The sequence below is a fragment of the Micromonospora tulbaghiae genome (genome assembly GCF_900091605.1).
Taxonomy (GTDB): domain Bacteria; phylum Actinomycetota; class Actinomycetes; order Mycobacteriales; family Micromonosporaceae; genus Micromonospora; species Micromonospora tulbaghiae.
This window is the reverse complement of sequence record NZ_FMCQ01000008.1, coordinates 235,927-253,625: the sequence shown is the minus strand read 5'-3', so window position 1 is coordinate 253,625 and position 17,699 is coordinate 235,927. Positions and strand designations below refer to the sequence as shown.

The window sequence follows — 17,699 nt, the reverse complement described above, 5'->3', positions numbered from 1 at the left end:
ACTGCGGGACTCCGCTTCGCTGCGTTCCTCGCGCTCACAGGTCACATCCGGAAGACGCCGAAACCGTCGGCGCCCTTCACCGGTCCGTTGTGGATCGCCGACAGGCACAGCCCGAGGACGGTACGGGTGTCCCGGGGGTCGATCACCCCGTCGTCGTAGAGCCGCCCGGACAGGAACAACGCGCCGGACTGCGACTCGATCTGCTGCTCGACCATCATCCGCATGGCGGCGTCGGTGTCCTCGTCGTACTCGCGTCCCCGGGCGGCGGCGGCCTGCCGGGCCACGATGGACAGCACCCCGGCGAGCTGCGCCGGGCCCATCACCGCCGACTTTGCGTTCGGCCAGGTGAACAGGAACCGTGGATCGTACGCCCGGCCGCACATGCCGTAGTTGCCGGCGCCGTAGGAGGCGCCCAGGTTGACGGTCAGGTGCGGCACCGTCGAGTTCGACACCGCGTTGATCATGAAGGCGCCGTGCTTGATGATGCCGCGCTGCTCGTACTCGGTGCCGACCATGTAGCCGGTGGTGTTCTGCAGGAAGACCAGCGGCGTGTCCGCCGCGTTGGCGAGCTGGATGAACTGGGCCGCCTTCTGCGCCTCCTCGCTGAACAGCACGCCCCGGGCGTTCGCCAGCACACCGACCGGGTAGCCGTGCAGCTCACCCCAGCCGGTGACCAGCGCGGTGCCGTAGCCGGGCTTGAACTCGTCGAACGCGCTGTCGTCGAGCACCCGGGCCAGCACCTCGCGCGGGTCGAACGGCACCTTCAGGTCGGCGCTGGCGATGCCGAGCAGTTCCTCCGGGTCGTACCGGGGTGGCAGCGGGTGCGGGTTGCGTGGCGGCGGACCGTGCTTGCGCCAGTTGAGCCGGCGGACGCACTGCCGGGCCAGCCGGATCCCGTCGCGCTCGTCCTCGGCGAGGAAGTCGGCCAGGCCGGACGTGGTGGCGTGCATCGACGCGCCGCCCAGTGACTCGTCGTCGGTGACCTCGCCGGTGGCCATCTTCACCAGCGGCGGCCCGGCCAGGTAGACCTGCGACCGGTCGCGGATCATGATGGTGAAGTCCGACATGCCGGGCACGTACGCCCCACCGGCTGTGGCGTTGCCGAAGACCACGCTCACGGTCGGGATCCGCTGCGCGGACAGCCGGGTCAGGTCGCGGAACACCCGGCCGCCGGGAATGAAGATCTCCGCCTGGGTCGGCAGGTCCGCGCCGGCCGACTCGACCAGGTTCACCATCGGCAGCCGGTTGGCCGCCGCGATCTCACCCGCCCGCCGGGTCTTCGCCAGCGACCACGGGTTGATCGCGCCGCCGCGTACCGTCGGGTCGTTTGCCACGATCAGGCACTCGACGCCCTCGACCACGCCGATGCCGGTCACGGTGCTGGCACCGACCGGGAAGTCCGTGCCGAACGCGGCCACCGACGACAGCTCCAGGAACGGGCTGTCCGGGTCGAGCAGCAGTTCGATGCGTTCCCGGGGGAGCAGCTTGCCGCGACCGTGGTGGCGGGTCACGTACTTCTCGCCGCCACCGCCCCGGGCCTGGTCGAGCGCCTCCTCCAGCTCGGCCAGGCGCTCCAGCAGCGCCTCCCGGTTGGCGGTGAAGGCGGGCGCGGACGGGTCGATCGTGCTCTGCAGGACTGTCGTGCTCACAGGCCCATGCCCTTCGCGATGATCTCGTTCATGATCTCGGTGGTTCCGCCGCCGATGCCGAGCAGACGGGCGTCGCGGTAGTGCCGCTCGACCTCGGCGTCACGCATGTAGCCGAAGCCGCCGTGCAGTTGCAGCGCGGCGTCGACGACGAAGTCGCAGGCGGACACCGCCACGTTCTTCGCGATCGCCACCTCGGTCACCACCGGCTGCCCGGCGGCCACCCGCTCCGCGACGTCGTGCACGTACGCCCGCGCCGCGTCGGTGCGGCTGTGCATCTCGGCCAGCTTGTGCCGGACGACCTGGCGCCCGACGAGCGGGCGGCCGAACGTCTGGCGGTCCCGGCACCACCGCACGGCCAGGTCCACGCAGCGCTGCGCGGTCGCGTACGCCTGCGTGGCGAGCGACAGCCGCTCGTTGGCGAACTGCTGCATGATGGCGAGGAAGCCGGTGTCCTCCGGGCCGACCCGGTTCGTCACCGGCACCCGGACGTCGACGAAGGACAGCTCGGCGGTGTCCGAGCAGTGCCAGCCCAGCTTCTCCAGCCGCCGGCCCACGGTGAACCCGGGCGAGCCCTTGTCGATCACCAGCAGGCTGACCGAGCCCGAGCCGGGGAAGTCCGTGCAGACCGCTGTGGTGACGAAGTCGGCGCGGGCCCCGCTGGTGATGTACGTCTTGGCGCCGTTGACGACGTAGTGGTCGCCGTCGCGTACCGCGCAGGTGCGGATGCCCGCCACGTCCGAGCCGCCATCCGGCTCGGTGATCGCCAGCGCGCCGATCATCGTCCCGGCCAGCGCCGGCCGGACGTACTTCTCGATCAGCGCCTCGTCCTGCGTGCCTACCATGTGCGGCAGCGCGATCCCGTGCGTGAACAGCGCGGCGACCAGCCCGGACGACCCGCCCGAGCGGATGATCTCCTCGGTGACCACCATCGAGTCGAGCAGGTCGCCGCCGCTGCCGCCGACCGACTCCGGGAAGCCGATGCCGAGCAGGCCGATCTTCGCGGCGGTCTCGTGCAGCGACCGCGGCACCTCGCCCGCTCGTTCCCAGTCGGACAGGTGCGGCAGCACCTCCCGGGTCACGAACGAGCGGGTCAGCTCGCGTAGTTGCCGGCGTTCCGGCGTGTCCACGATGGTCATGCCGGAGCCTCCGTCGGTAGATCGACCACTCGCGAGCGCAGCAGCTCGCCGAGCGCCTTGGCCTGCGGGTCGAACCGGGTGGAGGCGGCCACGCCCTGCCCGAGCAGCCCACGGATCACGAAGTTGACCGCGCGCAGGTTCGGCAGCTCGTACCGCTCGACCGTGAGCGCCGCCGTCTCCGGCAGCAGCTCGGCCAGCCGCTCCACTGTCAGCCAGTCGCGCAGCCAGGGCCAGGTCGCGTCGGTACGGGCCCAGACGCCCAGGTTGGCGTCGCCGCCCTTGTCGCCGGACCGCGCGCCGACCAGCTCACCGAGCGGCCCACGCCGGGTGGCGGCCGGAGCCGGTACGGCGGTGGCCTCCCGTGCCGGCGCTTCGGCCGGTGTCGCCGTGACGGCCGGGGGCGGGATCGGCACCCGCTCGCCGGACGGGAGCACGGCGACGTGCTCGACCCCGTCCTGCGCGATCGTGTCGGCGGTGAACACCCCGTACGGCGTGGCGTCACCGGGCAGCGTGGTGAGCGTGCAGCCCGGGTACGAGGCCAGCGCCAGCTCCACCGCCGCCGCCGAGAACGCCCGCCCGGCCCGCGACTTGTCGCCGTCGCGCACGTGTACGTGCAGCAGCGCGCTCGCGGCCTCGGTGTCGCCGGTGTCCGGGTGGTCGGTACGGGCCAGCGTGAACTCCAGCCCCTCCGTGCCGACCGACTCCTCGATCTGGCCCCGGACCAGTGCCGCCTTGGCCGGGATGTCCAGCCCGCACAGCACGAACGTCATCGAGTTGCGGAAGCCGCCCAGGTTGTTGACGCCCACCTTGAGCGTGTCCGGCGGTGGCGTGCCGCGCACCCCGGACACGCGTACCCGGTCCGGTCCCTCCTGCTCCAGCCGCACGGTGTCCAGCCGGGTCACCACGTCCGGCCCCAGGTAGTCCGGCCCGCCCACCTCGTACAGCAGCTGGGCGGTGACCGTCTCGACCGTCACCGCGCCGCCGGTGCCGGGATGCTTGGTGAGCACCGTCGAGCCGTCCGGGTGCAGCTCGGCGATCGGGAAGCCGGGGCGATGCCCGCCGTCCGGCAGCTCGGTGAAGAAGCTGAAGTTGCCGCCGGTGACCTGTGCGCCGCACTCGATCAGGTGCCCGGCCACCGTGGCGCCGGCCAGCGCGTCGAGGTCGTCGCGGGTCCACCCGAAGCGGGCCACTGCGGGGCCGACCACCAGCGAGGCGTCGGTGACCCGCCCGGTGACCACCACGTCCGCGCCCGCGTCGAGGCAGGCCGCGATCCCGAATGCGCCCAGGTAGGCGTTCGCGGTCAGCGCGTCCGGCCGCTGGATCGCGTCGCCCTCGACGTACCCGACCCGCACCTGGAGGCCGAGCCGGTCGCCGAGCGACCGGATCGCGTCGGCCAGCCCCGCCGGGTTGAGGCCGCCCGCGTTGGTGACCAGCGTGACGCCGCGCTCCAGCGCGGTGCCGAGCACGCCCTCCGCCTGGCGCAGGAACGTCTTGGCGTAACCGAGCGACGGGTCGCGCATCCGGTCCCGGCCGAGGATGAGCATGGTCAGCTCCGCCAGGTAGTCACCGGTCAGTACGTCCAGCTCGCCGCCGTCGAGCATCTCCCGCCAGGCGGTGAAGCGGTCGCCGTAGAAGCCGGACGCGTTCCCGATCCGCAGCACGCTCATTGTTGCTCTCCCCGACTCGCGGGCTCACGCTTGTCGCCGGGCGGGCCGGCGAACGCCTGGGCCACGTCCAGCCACTCGTCGGCGACCGGTCCGGTGGCGGTCAGGCCCAGGTCCGCGCGGTGCCGGCGCTGCGTGACGAGCAGGCAGAAGTCGAGCGCCGGGCCGGTCACCCGGTCGGCCGCGTCGGCCGGTCCGAATTCCCACACGTCGCCGCCCGCGGGCGGGGTCAGCTCCACCCGCACCGGCGTCGTGGGCACCGCACGGCCGTGGGCCGCGAAGCCGTGCCCGAGGGTACGGAAGCCGAGGTGCGCGACGTGCCGCAGGCGCTCGGTCGGGGTACGGCTGACGCCGAGCGCCTCGGCCACGTCCTCGCCGTGCGCCCACGTCTCCATCAGGCGGGCGGTCGCCATCGACGTGGGCGACATGCTGGTGCCGTACCAGGGGATCTTCTGCCCGGCCGGCACGGTGGCGAGCGCCCCGGCGAGCGCCGACCGGCCGGCGCGCCAGCGGGCCAGCAGCGCGGACGCCGGCGCGAGGAAGGACTCGGCGCCGTCCTCCACCAGGCGCGACGGGTCCGGCGCTGACATGACCGAGGCGAAGAACGCCGACTCGTCGGTGGCCGCCAGATAGGCGACGTGGTCGGTCCAGGCCAGGTGCGCGACCTGGTGCGCGACGGTCCAGCCCGGTGCCGGTGTCGGCCGCTCCCATCCCTCCGGCGGCAGGTCCGCGACGAGCGCGTCGAGCTGTTCGGACTCGGCGGCCAGGTCCGCGAGCAGGGCTGTCAGGTCGACCATCATGCCTCCGGGCGGGGGTGGACGTCAGGGGATCAGCGCCGCTCGCTCTCGAGGGTGAGCAGCGCGGCGAGCTGGCGTTTCCAGGTGTGCAGCAGGGCGGCGCGACGGGGCGAGTCGTCGCTGAGGAGGTTGGCCACGCCGAGACCGCGCAGCAGGTCGAGAGTGGCCTGCACCGACTCGCGTACGCCCGGTCTGCGCTCGTCCACGCCGAGCAGCTCGACGGTGAGCCGGTACATCTCGCGGCCGATCCGCGCCTCCAGCGGCACCAGCGCGGCGCGCAGCTCGGCGTCGGTGCGGGCGGCCACCCACAGCTCCAGCGCGGCCACGAACAGCGGGCCGGTGAAGGAGGCGGCGAGCAGGTCGACCACCCCGTCGAGCCGCTGCGGCCCGGACGGCAGGGCCGCCGCCTCGGCGCGCAGCTCGGCCGCCCGGCGCTCGGTCAGGTGCGTGACGGCGGCGGTCACCAGCGCGGTCTTGGTGGGGTAGTGGTGCAGCTGGGCGCCCCGGGAGACGCCGGCGTGGGCGGCCACCACGGTCGTCGTGGTGCCGGACCAGCCGTGCTCCACCAGGCACTCGACAGTTGCTTCCAGCAGCCGGGCCTGGGTGGCGCGGCTGCGCTCCTGCTGCGGAACTCGGCTCGACACGCAGACAGCCTGCCCCGCCCAAAACAAACAGTCAAGCCTGACTTTTTCGGAGCGTCGCCGACGTCGACCCCGGACCGCTATCCGACACCTCCGCGCTGCGGATTTCCGCGATATCGTGCTGGATCACGGGGAGGCACAACATGAATGAATTTGTGCTCGTCGGGGGGGCGGGCTTTCTGGGCACGGCGACCGCCGCGGCGCTGCTGGCCGCCGGCGCGCGCGTCACCACGGTGGACCGTCATGCGCCCGCCGAGGCGAACACCGCCGCCGGCCTCGACTGGATCAGGGCCGACCTGCTCACCGCCGACCCGCCCGAGTTGCCGCCCGGCATCGTCGTGGTGCTGCTCGGCGCGAGCCACCCCCGGCCCCGCCACCCTTGGACACTCCCGCTGGACAACGCCGTCAGCACTGCCCGGCTGCTGCCCCGCCTGGCCGGGCGCCAGGTGGTGCTCACCTCCTCCGTCGAGGTCTACGGCGCCGCGTCCGGCCCGCTCACCGAGGACACCACGCCCGACCTGCCGTGGTCCGCCGAGGAAATCGACCGCTGGTGCGCCCGCGTGCGCGACCTGGCCCGGGAACCCTGCCCGCCGTGGCGGGCCGCCCCACTGGCCCGGGCGATGACCGACGCCGACCCCACCCGCCGGTGGACGTACGCGATGGCGAAGCTCGCGCAGGAACGACTCGTCGCGGACGCGATCCCGCCCGACCGGCTGACCGTGCTCCGGCTCGCGAACGTCTTCGGCGCGGGCCAGCACCGGGCGGCCACCCGGCTGGTCCGTCGGGCCCGCCAGGGACTGCCGCTGCCGGTCACCGCGGACACCGTACGCAGCTTCCTGCCCGCGGACACCCTCGCACGGATCCTCCTGCGCGGGATCGGCCCCGGCGTATGGAACGTGGGCGGGGAACCGGTGCCACTGACCGACCTCGCGGCCTGGATCCGGGACCTGTGCGGCTCGTCGGCGCCGCTGCTCACCATGCCGCGCCCGGCATCGGACAGCTCCGGCCTGGTGGTCACCGACAAGCTGACCGCCGCCGGCCACCGGGTCGAGCCGCTCCGCCCGGCCCTGGCGAAGCTGGTGGCCGAGGTCGACGACGACCGGACACCCCTGTTCCGGCCGCCGCTGCCGGTCGTCGTGCCACCCCCGCCGGCCCACCCCGAGACGGTCGTCGCCCGCCAGCAGGAGGCGCTCGTCAGCGGGGAGGTCAAGCACGGCAACCGGTGGACGCGCGAGCTGACGGAACGCCTCGGCAAGGAGTTGCAACTCGACGACGACCATCGGGTGCTGGTCACCGCCTCGGGGACCGCCGCCCTGCGGATCATGGTGGCCGCCACCGTCGGGCCGGCCCGCCCCGGCGACGTGGCGGTGCTGCCGTCCTACACGTTCCCCGCGACCGCCGAGACCCTGGTCCAACTCGGATACACGCTGCGCTTCGTCGACGTGGACGCCGCGACCTGGACGATCGACCCCGTGGCTGTCGCCGCCGCGATCGCCCGGGGCGGCGTACGACTGGTGCTCTGCGTCGACACCTTCGGCAACCCGTGCGACTATCCGGCCCTGCGGGCGGTCTGCGACCCCGCCGGGGTGGCCCTGCTGGCCGACTCGGCCGCCGCCCTCGGCAGCCTGCACCAGGGGCGGCCGGTGGCACAGCAGGCGTTGTCGCACTCGTACTCGATGAGCTTCGCCAAGGTCGTGTCGGCCGGTGGCGCCGGCGGCGCGCTGGTGCTGCCCGCCGACGCCGCCGAGGCGGTCCTCGCCGCACCGGCCGGCTGGACCCGTTCCGAGCTGATGAACGAGCTGCACGCCGTCGTCGCGGTCGACCAGCTCGCGGAGCTGGACACGCTGGTCCGGTGCCGGGCCGAGGTGGCCGAGGTCTACGCCGCCGCCGCGTCCGCCCTGCCGGTGGAGGTCCAGCAGGTCCGCCCCGGGGACCGGCACTGCTGGGTGCACTGGGTGGCCCGCTTCGCCCGGCGCGACCGAGTGGCGACGCAGCTGGCCGCCCTCGGCGTACAGACCAAGCCCTACTTCGCGGCCGTCCACATTGGCCCACTCGGCGGCGGTGAGCGCCTACCGGTGACCGAACGGCTGGACGCCGAGGCGCTGGCCCTGCCGATGTCCTCGGAAATCACTGTGGAACAGGCGGAACGGGTCGTCGCGGCGCTCCGCCGCTGCCTGGACTGAACCGGGCCGGGCGGTCAACCCGGAGCGCGGCGGCCGGTCACCAGCAGTTGCTTACCGGCGTCGGCGAGGACCGGATCGTCCCCCAGCCGTCGCTCCAGCGCCAGCAGCGCGTCCCGGTCGGCGGCCAGCCGTCCGGCGAGCCCGGCCCGCCCCACCGCGGCAGCGCTGACCAGCAGCCCGGCGCTGCGGATCTCGACCAGGCCGGCGGCGCGGAACGCGGCCTCCAGCCGGGCCCGGTCCAGCAGGTGCAGGTCGGCCGCGTGCCCCTCGGCAAGCCAGACACCCCGCCGACGGGTCAGCCGGTCCACCGCCTCGTCGTCCCGGCCCGCACCGACCAGCTCGAGGACCAGGCCCACCAGCGAGTCGACCAGCACGGCCAGCGCCCCGCCCGGGCGCAACCACCCGGCCAGGTGCCGGACCGCCCGCTCGGGATCGGCTGTGTACTGCAGGGAACCCATCGCCAGCACCGCGCCGGCCGTGGCCGGCAGCGTCACCTCCGTCATCGAGCCCTCGACCAGTGTGAAGCCGGAACCGGGCGGATGACGGCGCAGCTCGGCGACCATGCCCGGCGCCTGTTCGACGCCGGTCACCGGATGGCCGAGGTCGAGCAGCCGCCGCGCCCACCGACCCACGCCGCAACCGGCGTCCACCACCGGGGCGCCCGGCGGCAACAACGCCCGGACCCGCTCCCACGCCAGGTCGTCGTAGGCACGCCGGTGCGGCACCGCGAAATGCTCCTCGTAGCCGGACGCCAGCGCGTCGTACAGCGGCTGGCTCGGGCGCATCGGCTCAGACAAGACTGCGCCGCCCCCGCAGCCACTGCCGGTCGGCCAGGTAGGTGCCCGGTCGCCAGCGCAGGTTGAGGCTGTAGTTGCTGCCGCAGCCGACGCACTCCTTGCGGAACAGCCGCGCGTGCTCGGCACGGTATTCCGGCGCGTCGATGATCTCGGCGATCGGGCGCTGCCGGACCGAGGCGGTCGGGTCGTGCGCCCAGCAGCCGCCGATCTCCCCCCGGGAGTGCACCATCAACTTGAGCTGCGACTCGGCGCAGGGCAGGTCACGCTGGACGAGATCGTCGAAGTGCCCGCGCAGGTAACGCAGCTCCGAATAACGCGGCAACCACCGCCGGTCGGCCCGGGCCATCGTCTCCAGCTGGGCCATCGCCGCGTCGAGCCGGTCGCCGGCCACGTCGGTCTGGGTGGTGACCGCGTCGGTGCGGAACAGGAACGTCCGGTCGGTGACCAGGTTGAGATAGAGCGTCACACCCAGCTCCTGGGCCAGTGCCGCGATACCGGGCAGGCTGTCCACGTTGTCCCGCATGACGGTGAAGTTCATGCGTACCTTCAGACCGAGCCGGTCCCGGGCGGCGATCAGGTTCCGCAGGTGCCGGGTCGTCGTCTCGAAGGCACCGAGTCGCCCGCGAATCCGGTCGTGCACCAACGCCGTCGGGCCGTCGACGGAGACGTTGAAGCTGCGTACGCCCGCGGCGAGCACCTCGTCCAGAACGGGCGGGGTGAGGCGGATGCCGTTGGTGTTCAGATGCAGGTGGCGCACCCCCACCTCGCGGGCGTACGACATCAGGGTCAGCGCGTCCGGCCGGATCAGCGGCTCGCCGCCGGTGAAGTTCACCTTGTGGATACGCAGCGCGACCAGCTGACGCAGGACGTCGCGCCACTCGTCGGTGGAGAGTTCACCCTTGGTGTTCGTGGTCCAGCAGCCGCAGCTCGTGCAGCGCAGGTTGCAGTTGTCGGTGAGGAACAGCTCGGCGACCAGCGGCCGTACGTGCAGCCGGGGCGCGATCCGTTCCTTGACGGCGAGCCGGCCGAAGAACCAGGCGAGGCGGGCGGTGTCGGCGACAGTCACGGCAGTCTCCGGGCGAGGACGAAGAGGTTGGCCGAGCGGAACAGTCGACCGTCGAGGTGGATGCCGCGCTCCAGCAGGCGGCGCACCGGGCCGCCGGTGAGCAGCGCCGGGATCTGCAACCACCGCCAGAAGAGGTTGGCGCCGGTCACAGTGGTCGGGGTGAAGCCCGCCGTGCGCAGCAGCCGGAGCAGTTCTGCGGTGCGGTAGTTGGTGTGCCGGTCCCGGCCGACCGACATGTCGCCGCGCAGGTTGTCGGAGAGGTCGGCGAACCGGTTGTGCCACACCTGCGACCCGAACCGCCACGAGTAGATCCGGCGGTGCAGCCGCGGGCAGTCGAACTTGGCATTGTCCGGATCGAGGAAGGTGAAGACGTGCCGCCGGGGCACGGTGAGCACCAGCAGCCCACCGGGGGCGAGCACCCGGTGCGTCTCGGTCAGCAGCGCGATCTCGTCGGGCACGTGTTCCAGCACGTCGAGCAGGCTCACCGAGTCGAAGTGGCGGTCGGCGAACGGCAGCGGCTCGCCGACCCCGAGCCGGCGCAGCGGCAGATCCGGGTGGCGGGCCGCCAGCTCGGCGAGGTAACCCGGGTGCGGGTCGGCGCCCTCGCACGTCACGGTGCCGTGTTCGTGCAGCACGGCGAGGAAGTCTCCGGTGCCGCAGCCCAGGTCGAGGTGCCGGCCGGTGCGGCCGGACAGTGCGGCCCAGGCGAACGCGTACCGACGTAGCGGGTGGGTGGCGAAGGGCTGCACACCCGCCTGGCGTGTCGCCCCGTCGGCCCGGTTCATCGGACCAGCCGGGCGCAGAGCGCGTCCAGAGTGGCGGCCAGGCGTTCGCCGTCGACCGGGCCGGGCAACGGGCGGTCCGCGAGCAACCGGTGTTGCCGCTGCGGGTGCGCGGCCACCACGGCCGGCAGCTCGGCCACGTCCCACACCGCGACCACCCGGCCGGAGCGTTCCTCCTCGCGCAGGTAGTCGACTTGGTGGTCGTTGCCCATCTCGCCCCGTGCCGCCTCCCGGGCCACCGCGACCGGCACCCGGCCGAGCCGCTGGACCAGCCGCACCGTGTTCCCGGCGTGGGTGATGACCACGTCGGCGTCGGTCAGCCGCCTCCGCAGGTCGTCCAGGGGCAGGAACGGGGCGTGCGGACACGGCGGGGTCACCGCCGACGTGCCGGTCTGGACGAACACCTCGTGCGCGGCACACAGCGGCGCGACACCCTCGATCAGGCGGTCGAACGGCCACGGACCCATGCCGACGGTGACCAGGAGGCGGGCCATGGCTAGTAGAGCTCTCCGATGAGGACCGCGCGGGGCCGGGACGCCAGCAGGGCGGGTCGCTGCACCAGCACGGCGGCGGCGAGGCGGGAGCAGAGCCGGGCGGCGGCTCCGGCGGGCCCGGTCATGTTGAACGTCTCCAGCCACAGCGACGGCACCCCGAGCAGGCGGGCGGCGAGGAAGACGCCGACGGCCACGCCGGTGCCGGCCGAGACCACCACGTCGGGTCGCTCCCGGCGCAGCAGCCGCAGGGCCCGCCAGGCCGCCGGCAGCACCCGCCACCGGGTGCGCGTCGACAGCTCGGGCTGCCAGTGCACCCGCTGCCCGGTCAGCGCCACCTCCGTGTCGGGGGCGCGGACCGCCACCCACACCGGGTTGTGTCGCTCCCACCACGGGCGGAGCGCGAGCAGGTCGAGCAGGACGCCGCCGCTGCTGGAGACGAGGAGGATCCGATACCGCCGGTCCGTCACTACTTCACGCTATCCCAGCGTCGCGGATCGCGATGCCCCGCTCCAGGCTGGACGGTCGCCCCCCGAGCACTCGGGTCAGCGGCCGTCCCGGGGAGCGAAGACCGTGAGGGCGTCGACGTCGGAGTGGCGGGAGCGGACGTACTCGTCGGCCCAGGCCGCGGCGTCCGGAAACGTGGATTCGGCGGCGACCCGGGCGCAGGCGGCGTCCACGTCGAAGCGGGTCCGGCGCAACTGCACACCGGGGCCGAGCAGCGCCCACCAGGCGCCCGCGCCCCCGTACGGCATGCCGACACTGCCCGGGTTGACCACCAGGCGGCGGTCGACCAGCCGGGTGAACGGCATGTGCGTGTGCCCGCAGACCACCGTGCCGACCTCGGCCGGCAGGCCGGCGAAGACCTCGGCCCAGCGGTCGAGCCGCGAGTCGACGAGCACGACCTCCTCGTCGTCGCGTGGGGTCGCGTGGCAGAACAGCACCTCGCCCAGACCGGTGACCGGCAGCGTGACGGACGGCGGCAGCGCGGCCAGCCGGGCCACCTGGTCGTCGCGGAGCTGCCCGGCGGCCCAGTCCGAGACCTCGATCGAGGAGGACTTGCCGGCCCGCGCCTGCACCAGCTCCCGGTCGGCGTTCCCGCCGACCCAGCAGGCCCGGTCACCGAGCGCCGCCAACCGGTCCAGCACCTCGACCGGCTGCGGACCGGCGGCCAGGTCACCGGTGAGGACGATCAGGTCGGCGGCGGCCACGTCCGGCTCGGCCAGGACTGCTTCCAGCGCGGGCAGCACACCGTGGATGTCGGAGAGCACCGCGACACGATCAGGCATCGTCCCAGCCTGACGACACCGGCCCGGCAGGACCAAGCGATTCTGCGGCGGGCAGAGACGGCGCCGGCCCGGTCCCGCGGAGGCGGGCCGGGCCGGGGAAGCCGGTACGGAGGTCAGACCCGCGCGCGGCGGGCCAGTCGCTCCGGGTCGAGGATGATGATGCTCTTGCCGTCCAGCCGCAGCCAGCCGCGCGAGGCGAAGTCGGCCAGCGCCTTGTTGACGGTCTCCCGGGAGGCGCCGACGAGCTGGGCGATCTCCTCCTGGGTGAGGTCGTGCGTCACGCGCAGCACGCCGCCGTCGCGGGTGCCGAAGCGGCCGGCCATCTGGAGCAGGTTCTTGGCGACCCGGCCGGGCACGTCCGTGAAGATCAGGTCGGCGAGCGAGTCGTTGGTCCGGCGCAGCCGGCGGGCCAGCACCCGCAGCAACTGCTCGGCGATCTCGGGCCGGTTGTTCAGCCACGGCCGCAGCGCCTGCTTGCGCAGCCGGACCAGCCGGGTGTCGGTGACCGCCGTGGCGGTCGCCGTACGCGGACCGGGGTCGAAGAGCGACAGCTCGCCGACCATGTCCGACGGGCCCATCACGGCGATCAGGTTCTGCCGGCCGTCCGCCGCGCGGCGACCCACCTTGATCTTGCCGGACAGAAGGATGTAGAGACTGTCGCCGGGTTCGCCCTCGTTGAAGACGATTTCGCCCTTGCGGACCTCGATCGTCTCCATCTCCTTGGCGAGCGCCTCGGCAGCCTCCGGGTCGACACCCTGGAAGATCCCGCTGCGGGCCAGTACCTCGTCCATCGCGCACCTCCGCCTGCGCGTGCCGTCCGTCGGCCGGGTCCGCCGTCCGCTGATCCCTCGCGCGCCGCCAGTCTAGGCGCACATGAGTAGGAATCAGAGGTGCACCCCTGGAATCTTGATCGTTGGGCGTAACCCGCCCGACCCGGTGAGCAGCTAAGATCCCGCTTCCGGCCCGGCCCGGCGCCACCCGTTCCCTCCTGTGATCGTAGGGTGACCGGCGTGCTGTGTGAGCCGTTCCTGACCAGCCGGTCCGAATCCGGGTGGGACATCCCGATGCTGGCCTGGCGGGCCGAGGCGCCGCTGCTGGCGGTCGGCTCCGCGCCGCTGGGCGGGGGGATCGGCGTCCGCGGGTGGGTGCTGAACGCGACGGTGCCGATGTCGTACGACCGGGACGACCCCGCCGCGCACCTGGCCGAGCTGGCGCACGGCCTCGAACTGGACGGCCCCGGGGTCGGTCTGCTGACCGGCGTGGACGTGACCGAGGTGGTCCGCCGCACCGACGGCGGCGTCCGGGTCTGGGCGACGGTGGGCCTGGGCACGCCGGTGTGGGCCGCCGCGCCCGAGCCGGCGCCGCCCGCCGCGAGCGAACCGGCCCGGCCCGCGCAGCACGTCGGCACTGTCAACATCGTCGCGTACGTGCCGGTGCGGCTCGGCGACGCCGCCCTGGTCAACGCCGTGGCCACCGCCACCGAGGCGAAGGCGCAGGCGATCTGGGAACTGGGACTGCCGGCCACCGGCACCCCCACCGACGCGGTGACGGTGCTCTGCCCGGCCGACGGGGATCCGGCCCCGTACGGCGGTCCCCGGTCGGCCTGGGGCGCGCCGCTGGCCCGGGCCGTGCACGCCGCCGTCCGCTCCGGCGGCGCCGGGACCGTCGTGCCCTGGTCCGACCGGCGGGCGGGCTGACATGGACGGGTCATATCCGGCGCGCCGGGTTTTCCGACCGATCGGCCCTCGTCGCGGCGTCCCGGGGACGGTAGCGTCGCCGACGATGTACGCTCCCGCCCGTTCTGTGCCCCGTACCCTCCGCGCCGCCGTCGCCGGACCGCCCGCTGCCGTTCCCGGCCCGCGTCGCGCGGTGCCCGGTCGGCGCCTGGCCGCGTTCGCCGCGCTCGTCGCGGTCCTGTTCGTCGCCGGCTGCGGCGGGGACACCGGCGGGTCCGGCGGCGACCCCAGGTGGCAGGCGGGACAGGGCGGCGGATCGACCGGCTCGGCCGGGCCCCAGACAGGTGACCAGCCGGCGGCGCCGGACGCGTCGAAGGAACCGTCGATCTCGCTCACCGCGACCGGTGACGTGATCATGGGCAACGCGCCGGACCGGCTGCCGCCCAACGGCGGCAAGGGCTTCTTCGACGACGTCAAGTCGGCGCTCAAGGGCGACCTGGTGATGGGCAACCTGGAGGAGCCGCTCACCGACGACACCGGCGCCGGCAAGTGCGGCCCGGAGCCGAAGAACTGCTACCAGTTCCGCGCGCCGCCCGGTTACGCCGCGCACCTGCGGTCGGCCGGGTTCCAGCTGCTCAACCAGGCCAACAACCACGGCTACGACTACGGCCGCCAGGGCTACGAGAACACCCAGTCGGCGCTGGAGGCGCACGGGCTCAAGCACACCGGTGCGCCGGGCGAGATCACCGTGGTGGACGTCAAGGGCATCAAGGTCGCCGTGGTGGGCTTCTCGTCCTACCCCTGGTCCAACAGCCTGGTCGACCTGAACGCCGCCAAGCAGGTGGTCGAGATGGCCAAGGAGTCCGCCCAGATCGTGGTGGTGCAGGTACACATGGGCGCCGAGGGTGCCGACAAGACCCGGGTGAAGCCGGGTACCGAGATGTTCTTCGGCGAGAACCGCGGTGACCCGGTCCGCTTCTCCCGGACCGTCATCGACGCCGGCGCCGACCTGGTCATCGGGCACGGCCCGCACGTGCTGCGCGGGATGGAGTTCTACAAGGGGCGGCTGATCGCGTACAGCCTCGGCAACTTCGCCGGTGGCGGCAAGTCGCTGAACAGCTCGGGCCGGCTCGGCTGGGGCGGCGTGCTCAAGGTGTCGCTCACCGCCGAGGGGAAGTTCGCCGGCGGCACGTTCACCTCCACGGTGATGAACGGCGTGGGCCGTCCGTCGGTCGACCGGCAGAACCGCGGCCTCGGACTGGTCCGCGAGCTGAACCGGGCGGACTTCCCGGACACCGGCGCGAAGCTCGACGGGACCGGCAAGATCACCGCACCGGCGGGTGGCTGAGCGCACCCCGGCCGCGCCGAGCCGCCGGAGCGTCGGCCCCGCGACGTAGGCTGGCCGACGTGACCACGCGCTCCCCCGAGACCGACCTCGGCCGTACGCGCCGCGCCCGGCGCATCGGCCGCGTGCTGACCGAGACGCACCCCGACGCGCACTGTGAACTCGACCACTCCAACGCGCTGGAGCTCGCAGTGGCGACGATCCTGTCCGCCCAGTGCACCGACAAGAAGGTCAACGAGGTCACGCCGAAGCTGTTCGCCCGCTACCGCACCGCCGCCGACTACGCCGGGGCGGACCGCGCCGAGCTGGAGGAGATGATCCGGCCCACCGGGTTCTACCGCAACAAGACCAGCTCCCTGATCAACCTCGGGCGGGCGCTCTGCGAGCGGTACGACGGCGAGGTGCCCGGCCGGCTGGCCGACCTGGTGACCCTGCCGGGGATCGGCCGCAAGACCGCCAACGTCATCCTCGGCAACGCCTTCGGCGTCCCCGGCATCACCGTCGACACCCACTTCCAGCGGCTGGTGCAGCGGTGGCAGCTCACCACCGAGACCGACCCGGTCAAGATCGAGCACGCGATCGGCGCGCTCTACCCCAAGCGCGACTGGACGATGCTGTCGCACCGGGTGATCTTCCACGGCCGCCGGGTCTGCCACGCCCGCAAGCCCGCCTGCGGCGCGTGCACGCTGGCGAAGCTGTGCCCCGCGTACGGCACCGGGCCGACCGAGCCGGCCGCCGCGGCCAAGCTGCTCAAGGGGCCCCGCGCCCGTGACCTGGCGGTGGCCGTCGGCCTCGATCCCGACCTGGTGCCGCAGCAGGCGGCCGCGGCGGACGTGCCGTGATGCGCCGGCTCGCGTTCCTGCTCGCCCCGCTGCTGCTGGCGGCGGCGGGCTGCACCGCCACGGCCGAGCAGCCGGAACGCCCCGCGCCGGCGACCCGGGCCGAGCGTCCCTCGCCGTTCGCCGACTGCACCCCGCTGACGGTCGCGCCCGCCTCGGCGTCCCCGGCGCCGGCCGGCAAGGCCGGGGACCAGCTACCCGACTTGACGCTCAACTGCTTCACCGGCGGCACGCCGGTAAGTCTGCGCGACGTCAAGGGTCCGGCGGTGATCAACGTGTGGGCGTCCTGGTGCCCGCCGTGCCGCAAGGAACTGCCCGCCTTCCAGCGGCTCAGCGAGCGGGCCGACGGCCGGTTCCAGGTGATCGGCGTGAACAGCCGGGACAGCCGCGGCGGAGCGCAGTCCATCGGCGAGGACTACGGCGTCGACTTCCCGATGCTGCTCGACCAGGGCGACGCGTTCCAGCGTGCGCTCGAACGCAACGCGTTCCCGCTGACGGTGCTGGTCGACGCCGACGGGCGGATCCGGCACACCGACGCGACCGGCGCGCTCGACGACGCCCGCCTCGCCGCGCTGCTCCAGCGCCACCTCGGGGTGCGGGTATGACCCGACGGCCACCCGGGTGGTTCGACCCGCTGCTGGGCCGGCTCGGCACCGCGCGGGCGGAGGACTTCACCCGCATCGTCACGCCGGAGAGCGGCGGCCGGGAGAGCGCCGTGCTGGTGCTGCTCGGCGAGGAGCCCGGCGCCGGGCCGGACGTGCTCGTCCTCCAGCGCGCCGCGACGCTGCGCAACCACGCCGGGCAGCCGGCCTTCCCGGGCGGGGCGGCCGACCCGGAGGACGCGGACGCCCGCGCCACCGCGCTGCGCGAGGCGAACGAGGAGGTCGGCCTCGACCCGGGCAGCGTGACGGTGCTGGCCGAGCTGCCCCGGCTCTGGATCCCGGTCAGCGACTTCGTGGTCACCCCGGTGCTCGCCTGGTGGCACGACCCGCACCCGGTGCACCCGCGCGAGCCGGCCGAGGTCGCGCACGTGGCCCGGCTGCCGGTCAGCGAGCTGGTCGACCCGGACAACCGCATGCGGGTACGCCACCCGAGCGGCTGGATCGGTCCCGCCTTCTCCGCACGTGGCATGCTCGTCTGGGGCTTCACCGCGGGCGTGATCGACCGGCTGCTGGAGATGGGCGGCTGGTCCCGGCCCTGGCCGCACTCGCGCGTGGTGGACCTGCCGCCGGTGGACGCCACGCCCGCTCCGTCGGCGGGCACCGAGGCGGCCGACGAGAGCCCGGTGCGGTGATCACCCGTACGCATCCCCGGGTCACGTTCCGCGAGCGCTGAGCCGACCGC

18 protein-coding genes are annotated in these 17,699 nt (G+C 73.6%); 6 read left to right on the top strand and 12 right to left on the bottom strand.

Annotation, left to right across the window (positions count from 1 at the left end):
* Positions 1-41 precede the first annotated feature (41 nt).
* From GA0070562_RS22990 to GA0070562_RS22970, 5 genes are read right to left on the bottom strand one after another with little or no spacing between them, the layout of a single operon-like run.
* Entirely contained in the window at positions 42-1,649 is a 1,608-nt protein-coding gene (locus GA0070562_RS22990; protein ID WP_091425806.1) for an acyl-CoA carboxylase subunit beta, read from the bottom strand.
* Positions 1,646-2,785 carry an acyl-CoA dehydrogenase family protein gene (locus GA0070562_RS22985; RefSeq protein ID WP_091425804.1) on the bottom strand — a complete coding sequence of 380 codons (1,140 nt, stop codon included), beginning with the start codon at positions 2,783-2,785 and terminating at the stop codon, positions 1,646-1,648. The genes GA0070562_RS22990 and GA0070562_RS22985 overlap by 4 nt, the downstream gene beginning before the upstream one ends.
* Positions 2,782-4,452 (bottom strand): acyclic terpene utilization AtuA family protein, encoded by a 1,671-nt coding sequence (locus tag GA0070562_RS22980; protein WP_091425801.1) that lies wholly within the window; start codon positions 4,450-4,452, stop codon positions 2,782-2,784. The genes GA0070562_RS22985 and GA0070562_RS22980 overlap by 4 nt, the downstream gene beginning before the upstream one ends.
* Positions 4,449-5,246, bottom strand: coding sequence for a TIGR03084 family metal-binding protein (locus GA0070562_RS22975; protein WP_091426065.1), 798 nt, complete (start codon positions 5,244-5,246; stop codon positions 4,449-4,451). The genes GA0070562_RS22980 and GA0070562_RS22975 overlap by 4 nt, the downstream gene beginning before the upstream one ends.
* A 32-nt stretch (positions 5,247-5,278) precedes the next feature.
* The gene (locus tag GA0070562_RS22970; RefSeq protein ID WP_091425799.1) at positions 5,279-5,890 is read right to left on the bottom strand and encodes a TetR/AcrR family transcriptional regulator; all 612 of its coding nucleotides are present in this window, start codon (positions 5,888-5,890) and stop codon (positions 5,279-5,281) included.
* Between the two features lie 140 nt (positions 5,891-6,030).
* On the opposite strand from GA0070562_RS22970, the gene GA0070562_RS22965 reads away from it, so the two are divergent.
* Positions 6,031-8,070 carry an aminotransferase class I/II-fold pyridoxal phosphate-dependent enzyme gene (locus GA0070562_RS22965; RefSeq protein WP_091425797.1) on the top strand — a complete coding sequence of 680 codons (2,040 nt, stop codon included), beginning with the start codon at positions 6,031-6,033 and terminating at the stop codon, positions 8,068-8,070.
* 14 nt (positions 8,071-8,084) lie between these two features.
* Here GA0070562_RS22965 and GA0070562_RS22960 read toward each other — a convergent pair whose 3' ends face one another.
* The 7 genes from GA0070562_RS22960 to GA0070562_RS22930 all read right to left on the bottom strand — a co-directional run bounded on the left by GA0070562_RS22960 (position 8,085) and on the right by GA0070562_RS22930 (position 13,286).
* Positions 8,085-8,855 carry a class I SAM-dependent methyltransferase gene (locus GA0070562_RS22960; RefSeq protein WP_091425795.1) on the bottom strand — a complete coding sequence of 257 codons (771 nt, stop codon included), beginning with the start codon at positions 8,853-8,855 and terminating at the stop codon, positions 8,085-8,087.
* A gap of 4 nt (positions 8,856-8,859) precedes the next feature.
* Complete coding sequence (locus GA0070562_RS22955; protein WP_175438842.1) at positions 8,860-9,933, bottom strand: radical SAM protein; 1,074 nt, start codon at positions 9,931-9,933, stop codon at positions 8,860-8,862.
* Positions 9,930-10,718 carry a class I SAM-dependent methyltransferase gene (locus GA0070562_RS22950; RefSeq protein ID WP_091425792.1) on the bottom strand — a complete coding sequence of 263 codons (789 nt, stop codon included), beginning with the start codon at positions 10,716-10,718 and terminating at the stop codon, positions 9,930-9,932. The genes GA0070562_RS22955 and GA0070562_RS22950 overlap by 4 nt, the downstream gene beginning before the upstream one ends.
* Complete coding sequence (locus tag GA0070562_RS30945; protein WP_091425790.1) at positions 10,715-11,209, bottom strand: hypothetical protein; 495 nt, start codon at positions 11,207-11,209, stop codon at positions 10,715-10,717. Before GA0070562_RS30945 ends, GA0070562_RS22950 begins: the two co-directional genes overlap by 4 nt.
* 2 nt (positions 11,210-11,211) lie before the next feature.
* Complete coding sequence (locus GA0070562_RS22940) at positions 11,212-11,676, bottom strand: glycosyltransferase (protein WP_091425788.1); 465 nt, start codon at positions 11,674-11,676, stop codon at positions 11,212-11,214.
* 75 nt (positions 11,677-11,751) lie between these two features.
* Complete coding sequence (locus GA0070562_RS22935) at positions 11,752-12,495, bottom strand: metallophosphoesterase family protein (RefSeq protein ID WP_091425786.1); 744 nt, start codon at positions 12,493-12,495, stop codon at positions 11,752-11,754.
* Positions 12,496-12,608: 113 nt separating this feature from the next.
* On the bottom strand, positions 12,609-13,286 hold the full coding sequence (locus tag GA0070562_RS22930) for a Crp/Fnr family transcriptional regulator (RefSeq protein ID WP_007466162.1): 678 nt from the start codon (positions 13,284-13,286) through the stop codon (positions 12,609-12,611).
* Positions 13,287-13,505: 219 nt separating this feature from the next.
* Between GA0070562_RS22930 and GA0070562_RS22925 the strand changes: the two genes are divergently transcribed.
* The 5 genes from GA0070562_RS22925 to GA0070562_RS22905 all read left to right on the top strand — a co-directional run bounded on the left by GA0070562_RS22925 (position 13,506) and on the right by GA0070562_RS22905 (position 17,649).
* Entirely contained in the window at positions 13,506-14,192 is a 687-nt protein-coding gene (locus GA0070562_RS22925) for an adenosylcobinamide amidohydrolase (RefSeq protein ID WP_091426060.1), read from the top strand.
* Positions 14,193-14,364: 172 nt separating this feature from the next.
* Entirely contained in the window at positions 14,365-15,519 is a 1,155-nt protein-coding gene (locus GA0070562_RS22920; RefSeq protein ID WP_091425784.1) for a CapA family protein, read from the top strand.
* Positions 15,516-16,358 (top strand): endonuclease III, encoded by an 843-nt coding sequence (nth, locus tag GA0070562_RS22915; protein ID WP_372443333.1) that lies wholly within the window; start codon positions 15,516-15,518, stop codon positions 16,356-16,358. The genes GA0070562_RS22920 and nth overlap by 4 nt, the downstream gene beginning before the upstream one ends.
* A complete protein-coding gene (locus GA0070562_RS22910; protein WP_175438841.1) occupies positions 16,355-16,960 on the top strand; it encodes a TlpA family protein disulfide reductase in 606 nt (201 codons plus the stop codon). Before nth ends, GA0070562_RS22910 begins: the two co-directional genes overlap by 4 nt.
* A complete protein-coding gene (locus tag GA0070562_RS22905; RefSeq protein ID WP_091425777.1) occupies positions 16,957-17,649 on the top strand; it encodes an NUDIX hydrolase in 693 nt (230 codons plus the stop codon). The genes GA0070562_RS22910 and GA0070562_RS22905 overlap by 4 nt, the downstream gene beginning before the upstream one ends.
* Positions 17,650-17,699: the final 50 nt, after the last annotated feature.

Excerpts from the sequence above, each read along its gene's own strand:
- GA0070562_RS22950 (WP_091425792.1), bottom strand. The coding sequence starts at position 10,718 with ATGAACCGGGCCGACGGGGCGACACGCCAGGCGGGTGTGCAGCCCTTC.
- GA0070562_RS22930 (WP_007466162.1), bottom strand. The coding sequence starts at position 13,286 with ATGGACGAGGTACTGGCCCGCAGCGGGATCTTCCAGGGTGTCGACCCG.
- GA0070562_RS22935 (WP_091425786.1), bottom strand. The coding sequence starts at position 12,495 with ATGCCTGATCGTGTCGCGGTGCTCTCCGACATCCACGGTGTGCTGCCC.
- GA0070562_RS22960 (WP_091425795.1), bottom strand. The coding sequence starts at position 8,855 with ATGCGCCCGAGCCAGCCGCTGTACGACGCGCTGGCGTCCGGCTACGAG.
- GA0070562_RS22905 (WP_091425777.1), top strand. The coding sequence starts at position 16,957 with ATGACCCGACGGCCACCCGGGTGGTTCGACCCGCTGCTGGGCCGGCTC.
- GA0070562_RS22975 (WP_091426065.1), bottom strand. The coding sequence starts at position 5,246 with ATGGTCGACCTGACAGCCCTGCTCGCGGACCTGGCCGCCGAGTCCGAA.
- GA0070562_RS22985 (WP_091425804.1), bottom strand. The coding sequence starts at position 2,785 with ATGACCATCGTGGACACGCCGGAACGCCGGCAACTACGCGAGCTGACC.
- GA0070562_RS30945 (WP_091425790.1), bottom strand. The coding sequence starts at position 11,209 with ATGGCCCGCCTCCTGGTCACCGTCGGCATGGGTCCGTGGCCGTTCGAC.
- GA0070562_RS22965 (WP_091425797.1), top strand. The coding sequence starts at position 6,031 with ATGAATGAATTTGTGCTCGTCGGGGGGGCGGGCTTTCTGGGCACGGCG.
- GA0070562_RS22980 (WP_091425801.1), bottom strand. The coding sequence starts at position 4,452 with ATGAGCGTGCTGCGGATCGGGAACGCGTCCGGCTTCTACGGCGACCGC.